The sequence below is a fragment of the Haematobacter sp. genome, from assembly GCF_032102465.1.
Lineage (GTDB): Bacteria > Pseudomonadota > Alphaproteobacteria > Rhodobacterales > Rhodobacteraceae > Haematobacter.
The window spans coordinates 23,729-45,353 of sequence record NZ_DAMDHB010000019.1 but is presented as its reverse complement, the minus strand read 5'-3'; the positions used below and the strand labels follow the sequence as shown (position 1 = coordinate 45,353).

The window sequence follows — 21,625 nt, the reverse complement described above, 5'->3', positions numbered from 1 at the left end:
ACCACGACCACGACCACGACCACGACCACGACCACGACCACGACCACGACCACGACCACGAGGATGGGCGCGGCAAGAACGGTCCGCAAGGCCATCGCGAGGGATGACGCGGTTCGTGCTGGTCCACGGCGCCTGCCATGGCGCATGGTGCTGGCGGGCGGTGGAAGCGGCGCTCCGCCGTCGGGGCCATGAGACGCAGGCCATCGACCTTCCCTGCCGCGGAGAGGACCACACCCCCGCGCGGGAGGCGACGCTCGCGGGCTTCGCCGAATGGGTGGCCCGAGCGATGGAGCGGCCCTCCGTTCTGGTGGGGCATTCCTTCGCGGGCTTTCCGATCACTGCGGCGGCGGCGCTTGTGCCGGACAGGATCGAGCAGCTCATCTATGTCGCGGCCTATGTGCCCGCACCGGGACGATCGCTTCGGGATATGCGCAAGGCGTGGCCGGGCCAGCCGCTTCGGGGCAGCTATGTCATGGCGGAGGATGGCGCAGCCTTTACCTTTCGCACCGAGATGGCCGGACCGCTTTTCTATCACGACTGCGCGCCGGAGATCGCCGCCGATGCGGCTGCGCGGCTCTGCCCGGAGCCTGTCGCCCCGCAGGAAACGCCGATACCGGATACGGATGCCGCGACTGCGCTGCCGCGCCGGTATATCCTCTGCACCGAAGATCGCGCTATACCGCCCACGTTTCAGGCGGCGATGGTGCACGACTGGCCGGAGACCGCGGTCATGCGGCTGGCGACCTCCCACTCGCCGTTTCTGTCGAAACCCGACGCCCTCGCGGAGCTGCTCTGCTACGAGATGTAGAGACAAGTCGATATAATCCGGCGGTTGCAATCCCTTGCCGCATAGGGTTTACCCTCTGAGATGCGATTTCTGTCCCTCCTCATCCTCGCCCTCCTGCCTGCGGCAAACGTCGCGGCGGAGCCCCGTTCGCTCGCCTATCTTTCCGCGGAACGGTCGGCGGGAAGCACCTATGGCGGTGTGGGACTGATGGGAACGTTCAATGGTCTGGACAGCTCCGGCCCGGTCGGGACGGTCGAAATCGGTCGCCCGGACGACGGCGGCACGCGCTTCGCCATTGCGGGGGGCTGGCGTTTCGTCGGGCATGGCGCCTATCTCACGGCCCTGGCCGGAGTGGAACAGCAGGATAACGCGAACCCGCTCGGCGCGCTGGATTTGTGGTGGGACAACTGGGATTGGATGACCAGCTTCCGCGGGCAATGGGTGAAGGACACGGATCGCAACCTCCGCGCCGCAACCGGCTTCAGGCTGGGCGGGAGCGGGCCGTGGTTCGGGCCGGAAGTCTCGGACACATGGCAGGGAAGCCGCTTCGGCCTGCATGCGACGGGCATACCGCTGCCGCTCGCGTCTGAAAGCCGCATTTCCGCCGGTCATGGCAAACAGGGCAACTACGTGGAGCTGTCGCTCTGGCGGCGTTTCTGAAGGCGGTTCACAGGCGGGACAGGCCCCAAAAGACATCTGCGGGAATTGTTTCCGAAAAGCGGCGCGGCTCGACCATAAGGGCGCCCGACTCTGGGTGACGGGATGCCAGGGGCTGTCCGGCGCCATCTGGTAATGCGGCAGAATGCGGGCAGCGTCACCGTTTTTCCTTCGCCGTTTTGCATTGTCGATAACAGGGGTGCGCATCCGACCGGCTGTGCCTCCAGTCGCACCAAAATGGGATCAGCGGAGCGGGATGACATCCACCGCCTGTCCCGAACTCTGGCCGCCCGCTGTACGGAGCGCACCGCGAACGGGGGAGACATCGGCATAATCGCGCCCCCGCGCGATGACGATATGGTCCTCGCCCACCACCATCGCATTGGTGGGATCGTAGTCGCGCCAGCCCATCTCGTGCCCGCACCAGGCCCGCACCCAGGCATGCATGGCATCCGCCCCCTCAAGCCGGGGGGCACCGGGCGGCGGTTCGGTGCGCAGGAAACCCGAGACATAGCCCGCCGGAATTCCGATCCCGCGGAGCGCGCCTATCATCGCATGGGCAAAGTCCTGACACACGCCGCGGCGTGCGGCGAATGCCTCCAGCACAGGGGTGTCCACCTCCGTCGCCTCCGGATCATAGATCATGTCGCGGTGGATCGCGCGCCCCAGGGCCATCACCGCTTCCCATGCCGTCGGATCAGGCAAGGGCAATGCGCGCCCATAGTCGGCAAGCGCGGCAGCGCGGGGAACACGGGCCGAGGGGCCCAGAAAATGATGCGGGGAGTCCGGCCCCAGATCGCGATGCTCCACCACCTCCCGCGCGATATCCGCAAGCCGCGGCGAAACGTCGAGCACGGCGCCCTGCGGCAGCCGCTCCACCCGCGCATCGAGACGGAAGCATGTCTCCTCCACCAACCCGTCGAAGGCGAGTTCGATCACCCTGTTGCCGAAGAAATCCGTCCGCTCATGCCATTCCGCCGGTTGAGGATCGACCGACACGCGGCTTTCCTCCACGCGCTGCTCCCCGGCAAGCTGAAGCGGAACGATGCGGAGCAGGTGCCGCCCGGCCTCTGCCCCGCCCTCATAGACATAGTCGAGGCTCATCTTCAGCTCATAGCGCATGCTGCCCCCTGCTCAGATCAACCATTTCCGCCCGATGAGAACGGAAATTTCCCCCAGACCCTCCGCCACGACATCAAGCGCGGGGCCGGTCAGTTCCTCCGGCGTCGCGGTGGCGACGCGGGTGCGCAGGCGCAGAACCGCCCGCTCCACTTCGCCCATCGGCGCATTGCCCTGCCCCCGCCAAAGCACGCCCATACGCTCCTGTATCAGGTCGAGTTGATAAAGCACCGCGCGGGGGTTCAGACGGTCCAGCGCCAGCAGGTCGATGACGGTTGCCCGGTTCGCCTCTGCGGCGAAGCGGCTGCGGTGGGTCATCACGCTGTCACCGACCTCCACCGCGACATCGAGCGCGCCTTCGGGCGCTGTCTCATCCGCCAGAACGGCGAGCAGCCGCGCGGTTCCCAGCGCACGCTCCAGCGCCCGCCCGGTGGAGAGGAAGCGCCAGCCCATCGTATGATACATGTTCTCATGCACCAGCCCGGAGAAGCCGGTGATCTTGCGGAGCAAGACGCTCATCCCGCGCGCGCCGTCATCGCCCGGTTTCAGCACGCCTGCCAGCCGCCCCGCAGTACCGTCCAGATCAGTCAGCGCCATCCAGCCATCGACGGAGAACCGGTCGCGCACATGGCTCGCCGCCGTCAGCGCCCCGCGGAGCATGTCGCGAAGCCCGGCGGGCACACCCGCGCCCGGCTTTGCACCGCGATCCTCAAGGCAGTCGCCGATCAGCGCCTGCAGCGGCGCGTCCTCCTCCCCCGTCTCGGCCACGCGGGCGTGCCAGGCGCGCAGCAAACGGACCGTCGTTTCCGCACGCTCAACATAGCGGCCCAGCCAGTAGAGATTGTCCGCCGCACGCGCGGGAAGCAGTGGAGCCTGCCGCCGAAATTCAGCCACGCTTGGCCGCTGGATCATGGTATCGGCTTCTACCGGCGCATCGGCCACCACCCAGACATCCGCGACGGAGGCCCCCTGACGGAGCGCGACGGCCGTCGGATCCTCCGACGTCCCGATCCGGGCAAAGCCGCCGGGCATGACCGTCCAGCCCTCCGCCGTCCGCGCCAGATAGACGCGGAGGCTGTAGGGCCGGGGCACCAGCCGCCCCTCCACCAGCGCGGGCATGGTGGAAAGGTGCACGGCCTCCTGCCCCACCAGATCGCCGCTTCCCGCCATGATCCAGTCGTCGAGCGACGGCGCGGGCGGCGTCCCCCGGAACCGGCCGGCGACGGCGGCCTCCGCCTCCAGATCGAAGAACAGCCGGTTGGAGAGCGCGGGGGAGATCGTCATCTCGTCCGCGTGGCGCCGGACGTGATCCCGCTCCGCCGCCTGCCCGCACCACCACGTGGCGATGTTCGGCAACAGGAGCGGCGCGCCGGTCATCGCCTCGGCAATGCGCGGCAGAAAGGCGAGGAGCGCCCGCATCTCCACGACCCCTGACCCGAGAGCGTTCACCATCGCGAGGTTGCCCGCGCGGATGGCGCCGATCAGCCCCGGCGTACCCAGACGGGACGCCTCATTCAGTTCCATCGGATCGGTCCATGCCGCGTCCATCCGCCGCCAGAGGACGCTGATCGGCCGCAGCCCCGCCACCGTGCGGATCAGGAGCGCGCCGTCCCGCACCGTCAGGTCATCACCCTCCAGCAGGCTGAAACCGAGATAGCGGGCGATGAAGGCATGTTCGAAATAGGTCTCGCTCATCGGGCCGGGGGTCAGGATGCCGATACGCTCCTCCTCCCCGCCCCGCAGATCCATCAGGCGGTCGCGGAAGGCGCGGAAGAACCCGGCGAGCCGGTGGACATTCTGCTCCGCGATCGCATCCGGGAAGGCGCGTCCCGTGGCGATCCGGTTCTCCAGCGCGAAGCCCGCACCGGAGGGCGCCTGCGCCCGGTCGCTCAGCACCCACCAATCGCCATTCGGGCCGCGTCCGAGGTCGAAGGCAAGGAAATGCAGGAAATCCCCCGATTTCGGCGTGACGCCGACCAGCGGGCGGAGCCACTCCGGGTTGGCCGCCACCAGCTCCGCCGGCAGGTGCCCCTCCCGCACCAGACGGTTGGGACCGTAGAGATCGGCCACCAGCGCTTCCAGCAGGTTTGCCCGCTGGATCAAGCCTGCCGACAGGGCGCGCCATTCGCTCTCGGGCAGCAGCAGCGGCACGGGGCTGAGCGGCCAGTCGCGGTCGGCCGCATCGGCCGTGCCGTACTGCCGATGGAACACGCCCGCATCGCGGAGATACTGATCCGCCCGCGCGCCCCGCGCACGGATCTCCTCCTCCGTCATGAGGGAGAGACGCTCCATGAAGGGGCGCCAGACCGGACGCACCCGGCCCCCGGCATCGATCAGTTCGTCGGGAACGCCGGCCTTCGGCCGATAGACGGCAAGAAGCCGGGCTAGCGCATCTTTCGCGACAGGGGCGCTTCGGCTTCCCATCCTAAAGCCCCGGCGCCCTCCGCAGGTCGAGCGTCATCGGATACTCCCGGTTGGGCGCTTCGGCAGGCGGCATGTAAAGGCCCGGAGTGTGGCCCCGCGGCTCGAACCGCGCGAGACGGCGGGCCTCGGCCTCGTTGCCGTTGACGGGGAAGGTATCGTAGTTCCGCCCGCCGGGATGCGCCACATGATAGGTGCACCCGCCCAGCGCCCGCCCCGTCCAAGTGTCGAAGATATCGAGCGTGAGCGGCGCATTGACCGGCAGCACCGGATGCAGCGCAGCCGCGGGTTGCCACGCCTTGAACCGGACCCCGCCAACGGCAACGCCGCTGGTCCCGACGGGTGTCAGCGGCACGCGGCGCCTGTTGCAGGCCACCACGTAACGCCCCGGATCGGAGGTCGTCAGCTTCACCTGCATCCGCTCCACCGAACTGTCGGTATAGCGGACGGTGCCGCCGATGGCCCCGGTTTCACCCAGAACGTGCCACGGCTCCAGCGCCTGCCGGAGTTCGAGGTGGACGCCCTCATATTCCACCTCCCCGGCGAAGGGGAAGCGGAACTCCTGCTGCGCCTCGAACCATTCCGACCGCATGGGGAAGCCATGCCGGTCAAGGTCACGGAGCACGTCCAGAAAATCCTCCCAGACGAAATGCGGCAGCATGAAGCGGTCGTGCAGCGTGGTGCCCCACCGCACCAGCTCGCCCGTGACCGGCGAATGCCATAGCCGGGCGATGAGCGCGCGGATGAGCAGTTGCTGAGCCAGCGACATGCGCGGATCGGGCGGCATCTCGAAACCGCGGAACTCCACCAGCCCCAGACGCCCCGTCGGCCCGTCGGGGGAATAGAGCTTGTCGATGCAGATCTCCGCCCGGTGGGTGTTGCCGGTGACATCGACCAGAAGGTTGCGCAGCAGCCTGTCCACCAGCCATGGCATCGGCGCCTCTCCCTGCCCCGGAGGGGGCATCTGGGCAAGCGCGATCTCCAGTTCATAAAGCGCATCGTGCCGCGCCTCATCGATCCGCGGGGCTTGTGAGGTCGGCCCGATGAACAGGCCGGAGAACAGATAGGAGATGGAGGGGTGCCGCTGCCAGTGCAGGATGATCGAGCGCAGCACATCAGGGCGGCGCAGGAACGGGCTATCGAGCGTCGTCGCCCCGCCCACCACCACGTGATTGCCCCCGCCTGTGCCGGTATGCTTGCCGTCGATCATGAACTTGTCGGCGCCCAGACGCGTCTGACGCGCCTCCTCATAGACGCCCTCGGTAATGGCCACACAGTCCTCCCAGCTCGCGGCGGGGTGGATGTTCACCTCGATCACGCCGGGATCAGGTGCGACGCGGATGACGTTCAGGCGGCTGTCCTGCGGGGGGGTGTAGCCCTCGATATGGATGGGCAGCCCCATGCGGGCCGCCGTCGCCTCTGCCGCCGCCAGCAGATCGAGGTAGTCCTCCACCCGCTCCGTCGGCGGCATGAACACGCAAAGCCGTCCGTCCCGCGGCTCAACGGAAAGGGCGGTCCGCACGACACCCCCCACCTCCCCCGAGGGTGCGGGCGGAACGACGTTCTCCCGCGGCGTGCCGGTGAAACGCATCACGGGCTGCTGGCGCCGGGCGCGGTCCACCGCATCGGCCACCGGGAGCCCCACCGGGAGGGGGTCGCGCGGGATCGTCGGATCGGCGGGGTTCACATAGGGGAACTGCGAGGGCGAGACATAGGGCAGCGAGCCGAGCGGTAGGCGGTAGCCCACGGCGCTGTCCCCAGGGACGAGGAACAGGTTACCCCGCCGCGTCCGCCACTTCTCCGAGAACCAGCGCCGCCCGGCCCGCGCCTGCCAGCTCTGGATCGGCAGCACATAGCCCGAGGGTGTCGTCAGGCCCCGGTCGAAAACCCTGGCGATACGGTGGCGCTCCTCCGGGTCCTTGATCATGGAGTTCTGCGGGGTGACGTTCTCCGGCAGGCGTGCCTCCCGCACCATCCATTCGGCGGGGTCTTCATAGGCGGGCATCACATTGTCCGAAGGCACGCCGAGTTCGGTCGCCATGACTTTCAGGAACTCTTCTGCCTGCTCCGGCGTGGCCCCCGTCTGCTCCCCTTCGGGCGCGATCAGCGCGCCATCGCCCCAGAGCGGCCTGCCATCCTTCCGCCAGTAGAGCGAGAAGGTCCACCGCGGCAGCGTCTCGCCGGGATACCACTTGCCCTGCCCGTAGTGCAGAAATCCGTTCGGCGCGAAGCGGTCACGCAAGCGGCGGATGAGCCTGTCGGCCAGCACCCGCTTCGTCGGACCGACGGCGGCGGTATTCCACTCCGCGCTCTCGAAATCGTCGATGGAGACGAAGGTCGGTTCACCCCCCATCGTCAGCCGCACATCCCCCGCGGCAAGCGAGGCATCGACCTTGCGGCCAAGGTCGTTCAGCGCGCTCCATGCCTCTTCCGAGAAGGGCTTCGTGATGCGGGGATGCTCCGCCACGCGGGTCACGCGCATGTCGAAGTTGAAATCAACCTCCGCATAGGAGGCCAGACCGGAGATCGGCGCGGCATTGCGGAAATGCGGCGTGGCGGCGAGCGGGATATGGCTCTCCCCCGTCAGCAGGCCGGAGGTCGGATCCAGCCCGATCCAACCCGCGCCGGGCAGATATACCTCGCACCACGCATGCAGATCGGTGAAATCGACTTCCGTGCCGGAGGGGCCGTCCAGTGCCTTCAGGTCCGGTTTCAACTGGATCAGATAGCCCGAGACGAACCGCGCCGCGAAGCCCAGATTGCGCAGCGCCTGCACCAGCAACCATGAGGAGTCGCGGCATGATCCGAGACCGCTGGCAAAGGTTTCCTCCGGCGTCTGGACGCCCGGCTCCATGCGGATGACATAGCCCACCTCACGCGCGACGCGGGCGTTGAGACCGACGATGAAATCCACCGTCCGCTGCCGTTCCCGCGGCACGCCCGCCAGAAACGCGGCAAGCAGCGGCCCGACAGGTTCCGGCGCGCGATAGATCGACAGATCGGCCTGCACATCCTCCGGGTAGTCGAAAGGCCAGGATTCCGCGCTTTCCTCGACAAAGAAGTCGAACGGGTTATAGACCGTCATGTCGGCGACCAGATCGACCTCTATCTTCAGCTCGGTCACCGGTTCGGGAAAGACGTAGCGGGCGAGCCAGTTGCCGTAGGGGTCCTGCTGGTAGTTCACGAAATGTCGGTCGGGCGACACCCTCAGAGAGTGGGATATGACCCGCGTGCGGCTGTGCGGAGCGGGGCGCAGGCGGATCACCTGCGGTCCGAGAATCACCGGCCTGTCATAGCGGTAATGGGTGAGGTGATAGATCGCCGCCTTGATTGCCATGGTCTTGCCCCCGTCCCGCGGCTTCGCCGTCATGTCGGGGAAACCGTTTCACACTTTTCCGGGTCGTTCCAGCCTGTTGCGGCCAGCCCCGCCAAGCTGCCCGCGGAACGTGCAGAGACGGCGGCGACCGCCACTCCCTTGGGCGAATATATCCCGGCTCCCCCAAAAAGCGGCGCGCTAAGCCACCGATGGTCATGGAATTGCAGGCCCCCGGCGCTCAACAGTCTTTCGGACAGCGGGAGCGGGCCGGGGTCAGGGCAGCCCCAGTGTACAAGAGCCCGTCCGTCGCGCAACGCGGTCAGAACCCACCGGATGTGACCTAGGTGAAACCGGAGCTGGTATGGCAGGACAAGTCGGGCTTTACGTGAAAGATGGGGGGAAAGCCCCCAAGGCCTCTCGCCTAGGGTTTGGCGGGGGTGATGGAGCCATGAAGGAGCGACACTCGAAAGCTCTCGAAGACCGAGAATGCGAGGCACAGGTCAGTTGAAGGAGTCGGTCATGTAGTGGCGATCTTCGCCCCATGTGCGCTGCTCACTGCCCGTCCGTCTCCAAATGGAGCGATGGGTGGTTCCATATAGATGGCTAGCTGTTTGATCCCACGGTTTGATGGTGCGCTCCTTTCTTTGGAATGGAAGGATGCTCTATGGGACAAGTTCGTCACGGCAGCGCCACGATCAGAGCAGCAATACGAGCCGATCCCAAGCTTCGCTCGCGCAGCTAAGTCGGGAGCTGGGGGTCAATCCCGAGACCGTTGCGAAGTGGCGCAAGCGCGCGACGGTCGAGGATATGAAGACCGGGCCGTCGGAGCCGCGTTCGACGATTTTGACAGAAGCCCAGGAGGCGGCCGTGGTCGCGCTTCGGCGCCATACGCTGCTGCCATTGGACGATTGCCTTTACGCCCTGCAGCCTTCGATCCCCCCTGACGCGATCTGCGTTGCACCGCTGTCCGGCACGCGGCATGGCAATTCGCGCCTGCCTGATATGGAGGGCGACAAGCCGAAGCGTTCGAAGTTCAAACGCTAACCCCCTAGGGTTCTTCCACATCGATATCGCCGAGGTGCAAACCACTGAAGGCAAACTATACCTGTTCGTCGGCATCGACCGCACGAGCAAGTTCGCCGCGACCCAACTCGTCGACAAGGCTGACAGAAAGACAGCCTGGGAGTTCCTTCAGCACATGCTCGAAGCCGTGCCCTATCAGGTCCATACCATTCTCACCGATCGAGCCATTGGAACGCCATTGGTCCGAGTGACAATGGCGAGGGGAATTCAGTTCGCAGAGCAGCCGCGGAACCGGAACACCGTCTACTCCCGGCCGATGCACTTCGACATGATCTGTGAGGCAAACGGCATTGAGCACAGGCTGACCAAGCCCAACCACCCATGGACCAACCGGCCAGGGAGAACGGATGAACAGCACGATCAAGGAGGGTGACGCGGATCAGAAAACGATCCGGGGGATCGTTTTCCCGCTCAACGTCAAACGCTTCCACTACGAAACCCATGACCGGCTGCGGACACATCTTGCGGACTTCATCTTGCGTCGGGGCCGACAGTCCGCTGGACTGTCATCTGATCCCTCCTCACCTACAACTTCGCGCGCAGGCTCAAGACCCTCGGCGGCCTCACACCTTACGAATACATCTGCAAGAGCTGCACTTCAGAGCCTGACAGATTCATCCTAAATCCGTTCCACCAGGCGCCGAGACTGAACAGGTAGTCTCAATATGAGTTGGATGAGTTGGGTAGTCCCATATAAATACCGAATCCGCTGGACGAGCACGGCCATGCTGACAAACCCGGCAGGCGCAGACGACTTGTCTCCTTTAGTCGGCTGCGGCGGAGAGCGTTTCGCGATCAACCGCGCGCTGTCGGGTCGCTTTCCTCCACAAGCAACCAGTGTTTCGCAGTCGGGTGCAAAGGATTTCAGGGCTGCGCTGGAACGGAAATCGTTCCGCAGTCTGAGGAACTCTGGCCGAAAATCTACACATTCCGGGTGAGATTTCGCGAACTCCAGAGCACAGGCATGAGGGTACAGGACTTTTTCAACAGCCTGACGCAGAAGGCCAGCTTCAGACCAGCGGGCAGCGGGCAGCGGGCACAGGATCAACCATGCCCGCGGCCCGGACAAGCCCTCAGACGGTTGCCAGCATTCCCTTTTCGCGCGCCAACTCGGTCATCCGCTTCTGGAGCTTCTCGAAGGCGCGAACCTCGATCTGCCGGATACGCTCCCGGCTCACGTCATACTGGCCGGAGAGATCCTCCAGCGTCACCGGCGCTTCGGACAGCCGGCGCTGGACGAGAATGTCCTTCTCCCGGTCATTCAGCACGCCCATCGCTTCCTCAAGCAGTTCGCGTCGGGCCTCCAGTTCATCGCGTTCGGCAAAGTCGGAAGCCTGATCGGCATCCTCATCCTCCAGCCAGTCCTGCCACTGCGTCGCACTGTCACCTTCGGAACCGATCATGGCGTTGAGCGAGGCATCGCTGCCGGAAAGACGACGGTTCATCGCGATGACCTCATCCTCCGTCACGTTGAGGTCATGGGCGATCTGCTTCACATTCTCCGGCCGCAGGTCCCCCTCCTCAAGCGCGCCGATGCGGGCCTTGGCCTTGCGCAGATTGAAGAAGAGCTTCTTCTGCGCCGAAGTGGTGCCGAGCTTCACAAGGCTCCAGGACCGCAGGATGTATTCCTGAATGCTCGCGCGGATCCACCACATCGCATAGGTGGCGAGGCGGAAGCCCTTCTCCGGCTCGAACCGTTTCACCGCCTGCATGAGGCCGACATTCGCTTCCGAGATTACCTCGGCCTGCGGCAGGCCATAGCCGCGATACCCCATGGCGATCTTTGCCGCGAGGCGCAGGTGGGATGTGACAAGCTTATGGGCGGCGCCAGCATCCTGATGATCCACCCAACGCTTGGCGAGCATGTATTCCTCATTGGGATCCAGCATGGGAAACTTGCGGATCTCCTGAAGGTAGCGGTTCAGCCCCTGCTCCGGGCTGGGGGCCGGAAGATTGGTATAGGTTGCCATCGCATCTCCCTTCTTGCCCCTGTCGGGCGGGTTCCGTCCGGGGGCAGCAAGATATGGTTACCGGGTCCGTCATGTTCAAGACCCCGCTTCACTTGCCCTATTAACGCAGGAAGGTTGGCGTTTCGTTCCAAAAGCAGCGATGTTTCGCGAGTCTCACGCCGATGTGCGCAGCGTTACAGCACCGGCCCGAGCGTCGCCATGGCGCTGTTGAGCAGACGGCGCGGCAGCGACCATGCCCGAACCTCCTCCAAGGTAAGGCGGTTGCAGTCCGCAAGCCAGTCTTCCTGCCGCGCGCGGAGCGCCCGGTTCAGGTCGGGCGAGAAGACCAGAACATTGTTCTCATAGTTGAGGTCGAGACTGCGGCGATCCATGTTCGCCGATCCGACCAGCACCGCGTCATCGTCGATGGCCATCGTCTTGGCGTGCAAAAGCCCGCTGCGGTATTCGTAGATCTCGATACCGGATTCCAGCAAGGCCTCGTAGTAACTCTGACTGGCCCAGGCCACGAAGCGGCTGTCGTTGCGCGCGGGAAACAGGATACGGACCCGCACTCCTCGCATGGCGGCGGAGCAAAGCTCATCCTGCAGCGGTTCGTTGGGCACGTAATAGGGCGTGGTGATTGTCAGGTCCCGCTGTGCCGCGCCGATGGCAAGCTGAAAGCTGTCGGAGACCGCGTGCGGATTGATGCGCGGCCCGGTGCCATAGGCGATCGCCACCTCCTCTCCTTGCGGGGGCGGCAACGGCGCGGACAGGAGCGGTGACAGATCCTCTCCCATATGGGTCAACCAGTCCGCCGCGAAGATCATCTGAAGCTGCCGCGCCACCGGGCCTGCTCCACGAAAGAACACGTCCACCCAAGGCGCATAGCGCGGCTTCACACGGAAGGCCGCGTCGGCACAGTTCTGACTGCCGAACCAGCACACATCACCGTCGATCACCGCCACCTTGCGGTGGTCGCGCACGTCGATGCGGGAAATGAACATGCGAAGAAGCGGTTGCGATGTGGGAAAGGCGACGCCCATCGTCGCGCCGGCCTTCTCCATCCTGCTCCAGACCGCGGAGGACAGCATGGCGCGGGAGCCGAAAGCATCCACCATGACGCGGCAGGTCACACCGCGACGCGCGGCGCGCTCCACGGCCTCGGCGACCCGGAGCCCGTTGTTGTCGGTCAGCCAGATGTAGAACATCAGATGCACATGGTCCGTCGCCCCGTCGATGTCGGAGACGAGACCCGCGACCGCATCATCACTGTCGCGGGCCAGCAGGATGCTGTTGCCGCCAACCGCCTGAAAGCCGTTCACGGCACTCACCCGCTGAAAGCTGGAGACGAGCCGTTCGGGCAGCACGGGTGGCGGATCGGGCGGCGGCATCTTGGGTAGAACCCGGATGGCCCGTTCCATCCGGGTCAGCGTTTCCCGACGGATCGTCACTTCTCCGAAGAAGAAGTAGAGCACCATGCCCAGCAGGGGCACGGTACCGACGACCATGATCCAGGCGAGCCGGGCAGCCGGTTGCCTGTCCTTGCGGATCAGGACACGGGCAATGACTGCCGCCTGAGCGAGAAAAAGCAGGATGAGGGGGAAATAGCTCTGCATGTCACTCCCCATGTCATTCCGCGCGGTTCTTTGAATATATGGCGTGGCCGGGGATGGTGGCCAGCCATACCCACGCGATGACGAAGCGGCAGTCTCACTTCACGGTGTGACCTTGCCGACCGGCGCGAAGACGCAGGACAGGTGGCGACCGGCAGCAGCGTTCGAGGCAGCATCCTCCCTTGAGCAAAAGCGCAGCGGGTGGTGCGAACGCGTGGTCAGCCGCGCAGGAGGGCAACCAAAGTTGCCATATCTTCCGGCAGCGGCGATTCGAAGGCAAGCTCCTCGCCGGTTACGGGATGCGTGAAGCCCAGCGTCGCCGCGTGGAGCGCCTGCCGCGGAAAGGCATCCACTGCTGCAGCGATCTCAGGCCCCAGCGCGCGCGCAGAAGCCTTGCGCCGCCCGCCATAGACCGGGTCTCCGACCAGCCCGTGCCCCGCATGGGCCAGATGAACGCGGATCTGATGGGTCCGCCCGGTCTCCAGCCAGCAATCCATGAGCCCGATGACGGGCGGCTGTCCAAAACGCTCCTCCAACCGGGCGCGCGTCACCGCATGGCGGCCGCCGGTGAAAGTCACGGCCTGACGCTGACGGTCGGTGCGGTGGCGGTCGATGCCGGTCACGATGCGCAGGATGCCCCCCGGCTCGAACCCCACGCCCCGCACGCCCCGGAGCCGCGGATCGGCCGCGTCGGGAACTCCATGAACCAGCGCGCGGTAATGGCGGTGGACGGTATGCGCCTCGAACTGCCGGGCAAGGCCGTGATGCGCGCGATCGGTCTTGGCGACGACGAGCAGGCCGGATGTCTCCTTGTCGATCCGGTGGACGATGCCGGGCCGCCGCGCGCCCCCGATGCCGGAGAGGCTGTCACCGCAATGGTGGAGCAGCGCGTTCACCAGCGTCCCGGAGACGGAGCCGGGCGCGGGGTGGACGACCATGCCCGCGGGTTTGTCCACCACGATAAGGTCATCGTCCTCCCACACCACGACGAGGGGGATCGCCTCCGGCAGCGTCTCCAGCTCCTCCGGCGGGTCGAGCAGGATGGTGATCTCCTCTCCCGCCGCCACGCGGGCAGAGGTGTCGGTCAGCGCCTCCTCCCCGCGCCGCACGGCGCCGGCGGCAATGAGCCGCGCGAGGCGGGAGCGCGACAGCGCCTCCCCCTCTGGCACGTCGCGGGCGAGCGCCTTATCAAGGCGCGCGGGCGGCTCCTCTCCGATCAGAACGGAGAGAACCCTGCCCGATGGCGCTGAACTGGAGGCCGACATGGATGATGCTCCCCCCCCGGAGGCGCTGCCCCCGAGCCTGCGTTTCCTGAAACTGCTGGTCACCGTGCTGACGGCGACGCTGATTATCGGCGTCTTAACGATCGTGGTGCTGCTTGTCACCCGCCTGCCGCGCGCCGCCGCACCGCCACCGCTGCCGGAGACGGTCACCCTCCCCGATGGAACGACCCCGATCGCCTTCACGCAAGGGACGGACTGGTATGCGGTCGTGACGGCGGAGAACGAGATTCTGATCTTCGACCGTGCGACAGGTGCCCTGCGGCAACGGGTGGAGATCCGGCCCTAGCCACAGGACCGGCTCTGGCGCACAAAAATCCTGCACAAGCGAAAGTGAAGATCTGCCGCCCCACCATCTTTGACGTTGAGTTTCCGGGTAGAGACTGCTCCCTTGGTAAAAAAGACAAGCGGGGACGGTAACCATGCGACGCGGACTTCCGGCACTTCTGGCGGCGATCCTCACGGTGAGTCTCGCGGTGACCCTGACAGGGGGCATCGCCAGCGCAGGAACGCCCTTCACCATAACGACGGGGGAGGAAGGCGGCAGCTACTACCCCATCGGCCAGACCATCGCCACAGCCGTCTCCGGCCCGGAGACGGAGGCCGACTGCCCCGACCCGATGGATTGCGGCGTTCCGGGGACAAGCGTCGAGGCAACGACCTCCACCGGATCGGTCGCGAATGTGGAGGCTCTGGCCAGCGGCAAGGCGAATTCCGGCATCGTGCAGTCCGACGTGGCAACCTGGGCGGAAACGGGCACCGGGCTGTGGGAGGGGCGGCAGGCGGCCACGAACCTTCGCGCCATTGCCACGCTGCACAGCGAAAGCATCCATCTCGTCACCCGCGCCGACAGCGGCATCCGCTCTCCCGCGGATTTGAAGGGCCGCCGGGTTTCGCCGGGCGAATCCGGCTCGGGAACGGCCTTTGACGCGCAACTGGTGCTTTCCGCATGGGATGTCCCGCAGGAGGAGGTCACACTCACGCCCATGGCCGCGCGGGATGCCGCCGCGCAACTGGCGGCCGGGGAACTCGACGCCTTCTTTTTCGTCGGCGGCTTTCCCGCGCCCTTCATCGCGGCACTGGCGGAAAAGACGCCGCTGGCGCTCGTCCCGCTGGAAGGGTTTCCGGCCGAGGCATTGGCCGTCGATCTCGGCTTTCTGGGAGAGGGGGTGATCCCAGGTGGCACCTATGCGGGTGTCGAGGAAGATACCCCCACCCTCGCCCTCGGCGCGGTCTGGGTCACGCGGGCCGAGGAGCCGGAGGAACTGGTCTATGCCCTGACCCGCGCGCTCTGGAACGACAGGACAAGGACCGCCCTGGACAAGGGTCCGCCGCAGGGTGCCGACATCTCCATCGAAACCGCGCTCGACATGCTTCAGATCCCCCTTCACCCCGGAGCGGAGCGGTATTACCGGGAAGCGGGTCTGCTGGAATAGGAGGCGGCCCGCTGCCTCTGCCGCGGAGGGGGAAAGCCTGGCGGCCCGGCAAGAGAAATGCACCGTTCCGGCGATACGCCCCGCCACGATCTAACAGGCTGTCGGCAAAGGTTTTCAGTTCTGCGCTGGAGCGCAAAATCTGACGAAATCCAGCCGGAGATCTGAACATTTCGTGTCATTCCCGGGCCGATTTCCACATTTCCCGCCTATGGGTGCGGCGCTCCCGACCTTTTCGCCAGCCTGCCAGGTCAGTAAAGCCGCCCCCCGAGCGGCACGTCCTGATCCGGGGCGATCAGCACCACGCCGCCCGTGCCATCGGGCACGCCCAGCACCAGAACCTCCGACATGACCTTGCCGATCTGGCGGGGTGGAAAGTTGACCACGGCCATCACCCTGCGGCCCAGCAGCGATTGCGGCGTATAGTGATCGGTAATCTGCGCGGAGGAGCGTTTCTCGCCGATCTCCGGCCCAAGATCGACCCAGAGCTTGATGGCGGGCTTGCGCGCCTCCGGGTAAGGCTCGGCCCGGACGATCCGGCCGACGCGGATATCCACCTTTGCGAAATCATCCCAGCCGATCTCGGGCGCCCTCCCGCCGCTCATCGGGACAGCTCGCGGGAGCGGTCGGCGGCGGCTTTCACCGCACGGCGAAGGAGCGGCGGGAACCCGGCCTCCTCATTCATGAGCACCTGAAGCGCGGCGGCGGTGGTGCCGTTCGGGCTGGTGACGTTGATGCGAAGCTGGGAGGGCGTCTCGCCGCTTTCGATGGCCAGCGCGCCTGCGCCCGCGACGGTCACCTTGGCAAGCCGCAAGGCAAGCTCGGGCGGAAGGCCCTCTGCCTCCCCCGCCGCCGCCAGCGCCTCGATCAAGTGGAACACATAGGCAGGGCCGGAACCGGAGACGGCAGTGACCGCATCCATCTGGCCTTCCTCCTGCAGCCGCACGGTTTCGCCAACGGCGGAGAGCAGGCTTTCGGCCAGCGCAAGGTGTGTCTCCGTCGCCGCCCCGTTGCCGATCAGCGCGGTGATCCCCCGCCCGATGGCGGCCGGTGTATTCGGCATCGCCCGGATGATCGGCGTCGCCGCGCCGAGCACGCTTTCATAATGGCTGATGGGCGTGCCCGCCGCGACGGAGACGAACAACGTCTCCCCTCCCCCAAGCGGCTTCAGGACGGGCAGTGCCTCCGCCATCATCTGCGGCTTTACTGCAATGAGCACGATGGCCGGCGCGGGCGGCAGGTCACTCCCCAGATGGACGCCCGCCTCCTTCAGCCAGTCGGAGGGGCGCGGGTCGATGACCGTTACACCCGACGGCGCCAACCCGCGGTCCAGCCAGCCTTCCAGCATCGCAGAACCCATCTTGCCGCATCCGAGCAGCACGAGGCCGCGCGCCGAAAGCTCATCCATCTTCATTCCGCCGTCTCCATCAGTCAGACGGCGCAGAGACTAGGCGCGACCGTAAGCCTCGGCAATGGCGACCTGCAGGGCCTCCTTCGCGCTGCGGTCTCCCCAGCCGACAAGCTGGAACGCCGGATAGTAACGCTCCGCCGCCAGCACGGACGTGGCGATCATCCTGTCGATCTGTTCGGGCCCCGCCACCTGCCCGCCGGTCAGCACGAGCCCGTAGCGCCAGACCATCAGCCGCTGCTCCGCCCAATAGGCGAAGGCGCCCGTCCAGCATTGATCGTTCACGCGGTTCAACAGGTCGTGCAGATCCGCGGACCGGCCTTCCGGCGGGTCCATCTCAAAGGTACAGAGCAGGCGCAGCACCTCATCCTGCGGGGACCAGGCGAGCGTGATGGAATAGCTCCGCCACTGCCCCTCCACCGTCATGGCGATCTGATCCTCCGCCACACGCTCGAAATCCCAGTCGCGGTATTCGGCCAACGTTTCCACGATGTCGATCGGGTGGATTTCCGTGCTGTCGATGAAGTCCTCGGATAGCGACATGGCCCGACCTCTCTTGATTGGCCTTGGGGAAGAGACCCCACAAGACGCTGGGTGTCCGACAAGAAGGAGCGGGGAAGCCTGCTCTTTCTACCAGATATGGTGCGGTCAATGACCCATTCTGTAAAGCGATATTTCGGTGACAGTCGTGGATGAACCGCAAAATCCTGTGGGTAAGGCTATGGATAGGCAGAGGTGGAAAGAGGGAGGAAAAATACCCCCGGACGGGTGCCGGAATCCGGCCGGTCGAGGGGAATCGCCCCTCAGACCATGAAGCCGTCATGAAGCCGGCCCAGCGCTTCTCCTGTGGCAGAAAAAGCCGGGCATCGGCCCGGGCCTACGCCGAAAGCCAGAAAACCGGTCCGGTCACGCGCCGAAACCTGCGGTTTCCGGGGCGCGCCCTTCAACAATGAGGGGAAGATTTCCGCCGCAGGGGAAACCCGGCATGTTTTCCGGCAGGCTGCTGGGAGCGGCTTCCGCCATGCCACCGCGATCTTGCAGGAGTGCCGTCGCCGACGTTCTGTCAGAAAGGGCGCGCCTCACAACATGGCTGCCCGATCGGTCAATGTCGCAATGCAGGAAGGGGATGTGTTCGCAAAGCTGCGAACTGCATCGCAGGGCCACCAGCCGGAAGTTGGCCAGGCTATTGTACATCGGTCAGACCTTCGCCGCCGATAAATTCCGTGGGGAAAGGACGCCGAACCGCCTCCTCATGCCCGCAAGGCCACGCGCCGCGGGCGCGTGACATCATCATTCCGCAACGGCGGCAGTCAGGCGTCCGGCGCGCCGGTGTTCGGAGGCAGTTCAGGCTCCGCACGTTCGGCCGCCTCCGCGAAGCGGGCCTCCAGAGCGTCGAGCCGCGCCTTGAGCGTCGCGTTTTCCTCGCGCGCCTTCTGGGCCATGGCGCGGACCGCGTCGAATTCTTCCCGCGTCACGAGATCACGATCGGCAAGGAAACGATCAACCCAGCCCTTCATGGCTGTCTCGGCCTCCGACCGCGCGCCCTGCGCCACGCCCATGGCGTTGGTCATGAGCTGCGACAGATCGTCGAAAATGCGGTTACGGGTCTGCATCCGGGCCTCCTTGACAGGTTTCCCTTATATGGACGCGCGCGCGCCATGCACAAGCCATGCGCCGACGATAGCCCCGCCACCTCGCCGGTCCTGCGGCGGAGCCACGCATGTCGCGCGCGTCACCTTGACTTGCGGCGGACAAGCGGGAAGGAAGGCCGTCATGCAGGCCGTGCTCCCCTTCCCCGACATTTCACCGGAGATCTTCTCCGTTACCATTGGCGGTTTCAGCTTCGCGCTCCGCTGGTACGCCCTTGCCTATATCGCAGGGCTCCTGATCGGATGGCGGATGATCGTCGCGCTGGTCCGCAGACCCGACCTCTGGCCCCACGATACCGCACCGATGACGGCGGAGCAGGTGGAGCGGTTGCTCACATGGATCATCTTCGGCGTGCTGCTGGGCGGGCGGCTTGGCTTCGTGCTGTTCTACCAGCCGGGCTATTATCTGGCGCATCCGGCGGAGATCCTGCGCGTGTGGGAGGGGGGCATGTCCTTCCACGGCGGGCTGATCGGCGTGACGCTGGCTGCGCTCTTGTTTGCGCTGAAGGAAAAGGTGCCGCCACTGTCGCTCGGCGATGCGCTGGCCGTTGCGACGCCTCCCGGGCTGATGCTCGGGCGGATCGCCAACTTCATCAATGCCGAGCTTTGGGGTCGCCCCTCCGACCTGCCGTGGGCGGTGATTTTTCCCGGTGCCGCCGCGCAGGACTGTCCCGGCTGGAGCCTGCCCTGTGCCCGCCACCCCTCGCAGCTCTATGAGGCGCTGATGGAGGGCGCGATCCTTGGTGCGCTGCTGCTGTGGCTTGCCTGGCGCAAGGGCTGGCTCAAGGCGCCGGGACGGCTGATGGGCGTCTTTGCGGTGGGCTACGGCATCGCGCGGTTCATCGTGGAATTCGTCCGTGTGGCGGATCATCAGTTTATCGGCCCGGGCAACCCGCTGGGCCATGCGGTGCAGTTCGGCGGCGGCTGGGGACTTTCCATGGGGCAGCTTCTGTCGCTGCCGATGATCGCGCTCGGCCTGCTGCTCATCCTCCGGGCACGAGCGCGGTGACGCCGCTCGGCCGGAGGATCGCGCTCAGGATCGCCCGGACGGGGCCGATAACGCTTGCCGATTACATGGCCGAATGCCTGCTCGACCCGCAATACGGCTATTATACCACCCGCGACCCGCTGGGCCGGGGCGGCGACTTCGTGACCGCGCCGGAGATCAGCCAGATGTTCGGAGAACTGCTGGGCCTGTGGCTGGCGCAGTGCTGGCTGGATCAGGGCGCGCCCGCTCCCTTCGCATTGGCGGAGCTCGGGCCGGGGCGGGGCACGCTGATGGCCGATGTCCTCCGCGCGACGCGGGGCGTGCCGGGCCTGCACGAGGCGATGCGTGTCTGCCTGATGGAGGCATCCCCCACACTCCGCGCGGCCCAGGCGGCAGCGCTGGCCGGCTACGACCCCCAATGGCACGACAGTGTGGCGACGCTTCCCGAACTGCCGCTCTTCCTGCTGGCCAACGAGTTTCTGGATGCTCTCCCCATCCGTCAGTTCCACCGCCACGCCGCAGGCTGGCAGGAGGTGATGGTGACGGAGGAGGACGGCCGCCTCGCCTTTGCCCTCTCCCCGCCCATCCACGTCTCTCTGCTGGCTGACCGGATCGCGGATACGCGGCCCGGCGATATCGTCGAGCTCTGCCCGGCGCTCCGCACTGTTGTGGGAGAGGTGGGCGCACGGCTGTCGCGGCATGGCGGCGCAGCGCTTTTCGTGGATTACGGCGGCTGGCATTCCCGGGGGGACACGCTGCAGGCCGTACGGAACCACGGCTTCACCGACCCCCTCGCCGAACCCGGTCTGGCAGACCTGACGGCACATGTGGATTTTGAGGCCGTGGCCCGCGCCGCGCCGCCCGCCCGTGCGACCGGAATGGTTGAGCAAGGCGCGTTTCTCGAACGGCTCGGCCTTCATGCGCGTGCCCGACAACTCGCGCAGGGGATGAGCGGAGATGCCCTCCTCATCCACCGGGCGGCAACGGAGCGCTTGACCGCAGCCGATGCGATGGGAACTGTGTTCAAAGCTCTCGCCCTCTATCCCCAGACTGCCCCCCTGCCCCCCGGATTTGCCGCATGACGCTCGACCCGATCACCTCTCCTGCCCTCGCCCCCCTCAGACACGGCTTCTTCACCCGGAAGGGAGGCGCGTCATCCGGCATCTTCCACGGGCTGAACTGCGGTCCCGGCTCCAGCGATCTGGCGGAGGTTGTCGCGATCAACAGGGCCCGCGCCGCCAAGGCGCTGGCGCTGCCGGCGCAATCGCTGGTGACGCTGGCGCAGGTGCATTCTCCCGATGTGGTCGTGCTGGACGCGCCGCCAGAGGCGCCGATCCGCGCCGATGGCATGGTGACCCGGACGCCGGGCCTCGCTCTCGGCATCCTCACCGCGGATTGTGAGCCGGTGCTGTTTGCGGACCGGCAGGCGGGCGTGATCGGCGCGGCCCATGCAGGTTGGCGGGGGGCGCTGGAAGGCGTGCTGGAAACGGTGCTCGACCGGATGGAAACGCTGGGCGCCCGGCGGCAGGATACGGTCGCCGTTATCGGCCCAACGATCAGCCAGCGCGCCTACGAGGTCGGCCCGGAGTTCTTCTACACCTTCACCGATGAGGACCGCGCCTATTCCCGCTTCTTCTCGCAGGGAAAGGGCGACAGGATGATGTTCGACCTGCCGGGCTTCGGCCTCCACCGGCTCCGCGAGGCGGGAATCGGTGCGGCGGAATGGACGGGGCATTGCACCTATTCGGACCCGGAACGATTCTTCTCCTACCGCCGTACCGTCCATGCGGGGGAGGCAGACTACGGCCGCCTCCTCTCCGCCATCCGGCTGTAGCAGGCTGCTGAAAAAGCCTTATGGGTCCGTTTTGAAAGGGAGAGCGTTTACAATCCGGCGGAATCCCGCCGGAAATCTACATGTGTCG

Annotated in this window: 17 protein-coding genes and 1 pseudogene; 8 read left to right on the top strand and 10 right to left on the bottom strand. The window is 66.1% G+C overall.

What is annotated here, in order from left to right; all coding sequences use genetic code 11:
• Positions 1 to 103: 103 nt before the first annotated feature.
• Both RT513_RS12865 and RT513_RS12860 read left to right on the top strand, forming a co-directional pair.
• On the top strand, positions 104 to 808 hold the full coding sequence (locus RT513_RS12865) for an alpha/beta fold hydrolase (RefSeq protein WP_290686780.1): 705 nt from the start codon (positions 104 to 106) through the stop codon (positions 806 to 808).
• A gap of 60 nt (positions 809 to 868) precedes the next feature.
• Complete coding sequence (locus RT513_RS12860; protein ID WP_290686778.1) at positions 869 to 1,447, top strand: hypothetical protein; 579 nt, start codon at positions 869 to 871, stop codon at positions 1,445 to 1,447.
• Positions 1,448 to 1,687: 240 nt separating this feature from the next.
• Here the strand turns inward: RT513_RS12860 and RT513_RS12855 are convergent, their stop codons facing one another.
• From RT513_RS12855 to RT513_RS12845, 3 genes are read right to left on the bottom strand one after another with little or no spacing between them, the layout of a single operon-like run.
• Positions 1,688 to 2,566 carry a transglutaminase domain-containing protein gene (locus RT513_RS12855; RefSeq protein ID WP_088216898.1) on the bottom strand — a complete coding sequence of 293 codons (879 nt, stop codon included), beginning with the start codon at positions 2,564 to 2,566 and terminating at the stop codon, positions 1,688 to 1,690.
• 12 nt (positions 2,567 to 2,578) lie between these two features.
• Positions 2,579 to 4,987: a circularly permuted type 2 ATP-grasp protein gene (locus RT513_RS12850; RefSeq protein ID WP_290686775.1), complete on the bottom strand. Its 2,409-nt coding sequence runs from the start codon at positions 4,985 to 4,987 to the stop codon at positions 2,579 to 2,581.
• 1 nt (position 4,988) lies between these two features.
• Entirely contained in the window at positions 4,989 to 8,321 is a 3,333-nt protein-coding gene (locus tag RT513_RS12845) for a DUF2126 domain-containing protein (RefSeq protein ID WP_290686812.1), read from the bottom strand.
• A gap of 643 nt (positions 8,322 to 8,964) precedes the next feature.
• Here RT513_RS12845 and RT513_RS12840 point away from each other — a divergent pair.
• Positions 8,965 to 10,041, top strand: a pseudogene (locus RT513_RS12840) (IS481 family transposase).
• A gap of 415 nt (positions 10,042 to 10,456) precedes the next feature.
• Here the strand turns inward: RT513_RS12840 and rpoH are convergent.
• The 3 genes from rpoH to RT513_RS12825 form a co-directional block, all read right to left on the bottom strand.
• Positions 10,457 to 11,353 (bottom strand): RNA polymerase sigma factor RpoH, encoded by an 897-nt coding sequence (gene rpoH, locus RT513_RS12835; RefSeq protein ID WP_088214363.1) that lies wholly within the window; start codon positions 11,351 to 11,353, stop codon positions 10,457 to 10,459.
• Positions 11,354 to 11,526: 173 nt separating this feature from the next.
• Positions 11,527 to 12,948, bottom strand: coding sequence for a phospholipase D-like domain-containing protein (locus RT513_RS12830; protein ID WP_290686773.1), 1,422 nt, complete (start codon positions 12,946 to 12,948; stop codon positions 11,527 to 11,529).
• A 215-nt stretch (positions 12,949 to 13,163) separates the two neighbouring features.
• Positions 13,164 to 14,210 carry a pseudouridine synthase gene (locus RT513_RS12825; protein WP_290686770.1) on the bottom strand — a complete coding sequence of 349 codons (1,047 nt, stop codon included), beginning with the start codon at positions 14,208 to 14,210 and terminating at the stop codon, positions 13,164 to 13,166.
• Here RT513_RS12825 and RT513_RS12820 point away from each other — a divergent pair.
• Both RT513_RS12820 and RT513_RS12815 read left to right on the top strand, forming a co-directional pair.
• Positions 14,209 to 14,514: a DUF6476 family protein gene (locus tag RT513_RS12820; RefSeq protein ID WP_290686768.1), complete on the top strand. Its 306-nt coding sequence runs from the start codon at positions 14,209 to 14,211 to the stop codon at positions 14,512 to 14,514. The two genes, RT513_RS12825 and RT513_RS12820, sit on opposite strands and share 2 nt — an antisense overlap.
• Positions 14,515 to 14,647: 133 nt before the next feature.
• On the top strand, positions 14,648 to 15,661 hold the full coding sequence (locus tag RT513_RS12815; RefSeq protein WP_290686766.1) for a TAXI family TRAP transporter solute-binding subunit: 1,014 nt from the start codon (positions 14,648 to 14,650) through the stop codon (positions 15,659 to 15,661).
• A gap of 248 nt (positions 15,662 to 15,909) precedes the next feature.
• Here RT513_RS12815 and RT513_RS12810 read toward each other — a convergent pair whose 3' ends face one another.
• The 4 genes from RT513_RS12810 to RT513_RS12795 all read right to left on the bottom strand — a co-directional run bounded on the left by RT513_RS12810 (position 15,910) and on the right by RT513_RS12795 (position 18,679).
• Positions 15,910 to 16,263, bottom strand: coding sequence for a tRNA-binding protein (locus tag RT513_RS12810; RefSeq protein WP_088214358.1), 354 nt, complete (start codon positions 16,261 to 16,263; stop codon positions 15,910 to 15,912).
• Positions 16,260 to 17,072, bottom strand: coding sequence for a pyrroline-5-carboxylate reductase (proC, locus tag RT513_RS12805; protein WP_290686763.1), 813 nt, complete (start codon positions 17,070 to 17,072; stop codon positions 16,260 to 16,262). Before proC ends, RT513_RS12810 begins: the two co-directional genes overlap by 4 nt.
• 33 nt (positions 17,073 to 17,105) lie before the next feature.
• Positions 17,106 to 17,609 carry a YbjN domain-containing protein gene (locus tag RT513_RS12800; RefSeq protein ID WP_088214356.1) on the bottom strand — a complete coding sequence of 168 codons (504 nt, stop codon included), beginning with the start codon at positions 17,607 to 17,609 and terminating at the stop codon, positions 17,106 to 17,108.
• Positions 17,610 to 18,376: 767 nt separating this feature from the next.
• Positions 18,377 to 18,679 (bottom strand): accessory factor UbiK family protein, encoded by a 303-nt coding sequence (locus RT513_RS12795; protein WP_088214355.1) that lies wholly within the window; start codon positions 18,677 to 18,679, stop codon positions 18,377 to 18,379.
• Positions 18,680 to 18,839: 160 nt separating this feature from the next.
• On the opposite strand from RT513_RS12795, the gene lgt reads away from it, so the two are divergent.
• The 3 genes from lgt to pgeF are packed head-to-tail and all read left to right on the top strand — an operon-like array spanning position 18,840 to position 21,537.
• Entirely contained in the window at positions 18,840 to 19,724 is an 885-nt protein-coding gene (gene lgt / locus RT513_RS12790; RefSeq protein WP_290686760.1) for a prolipoprotein diacylglyceryl transferase, read from the top strand.
• Positions 19,721 to 20,785, top strand: coding sequence for a class I SAM-dependent methyltransferase (locus RT513_RS12785; protein WP_290686758.1), 1,065 nt, complete (start codon positions 19,721 to 19,723; stop codon positions 20,783 to 20,785). The genes lgt and RT513_RS12785 overlap by 4 nt, the downstream gene beginning before the upstream one ends.
• A complete protein-coding gene (gene pgeF, locus RT513_RS12780; protein WP_088214352.1) occupies positions 20,782 to 21,537 on the top strand; it encodes a peptidoglycan editing factor PgeF in 756 nt (251 codons plus the stop codon). The genes RT513_RS12785 and pgeF overlap by 4 nt, the downstream gene beginning before the upstream one ends.
• Positions 21,538 to 21,625: the final 88 nt, after the last annotated feature.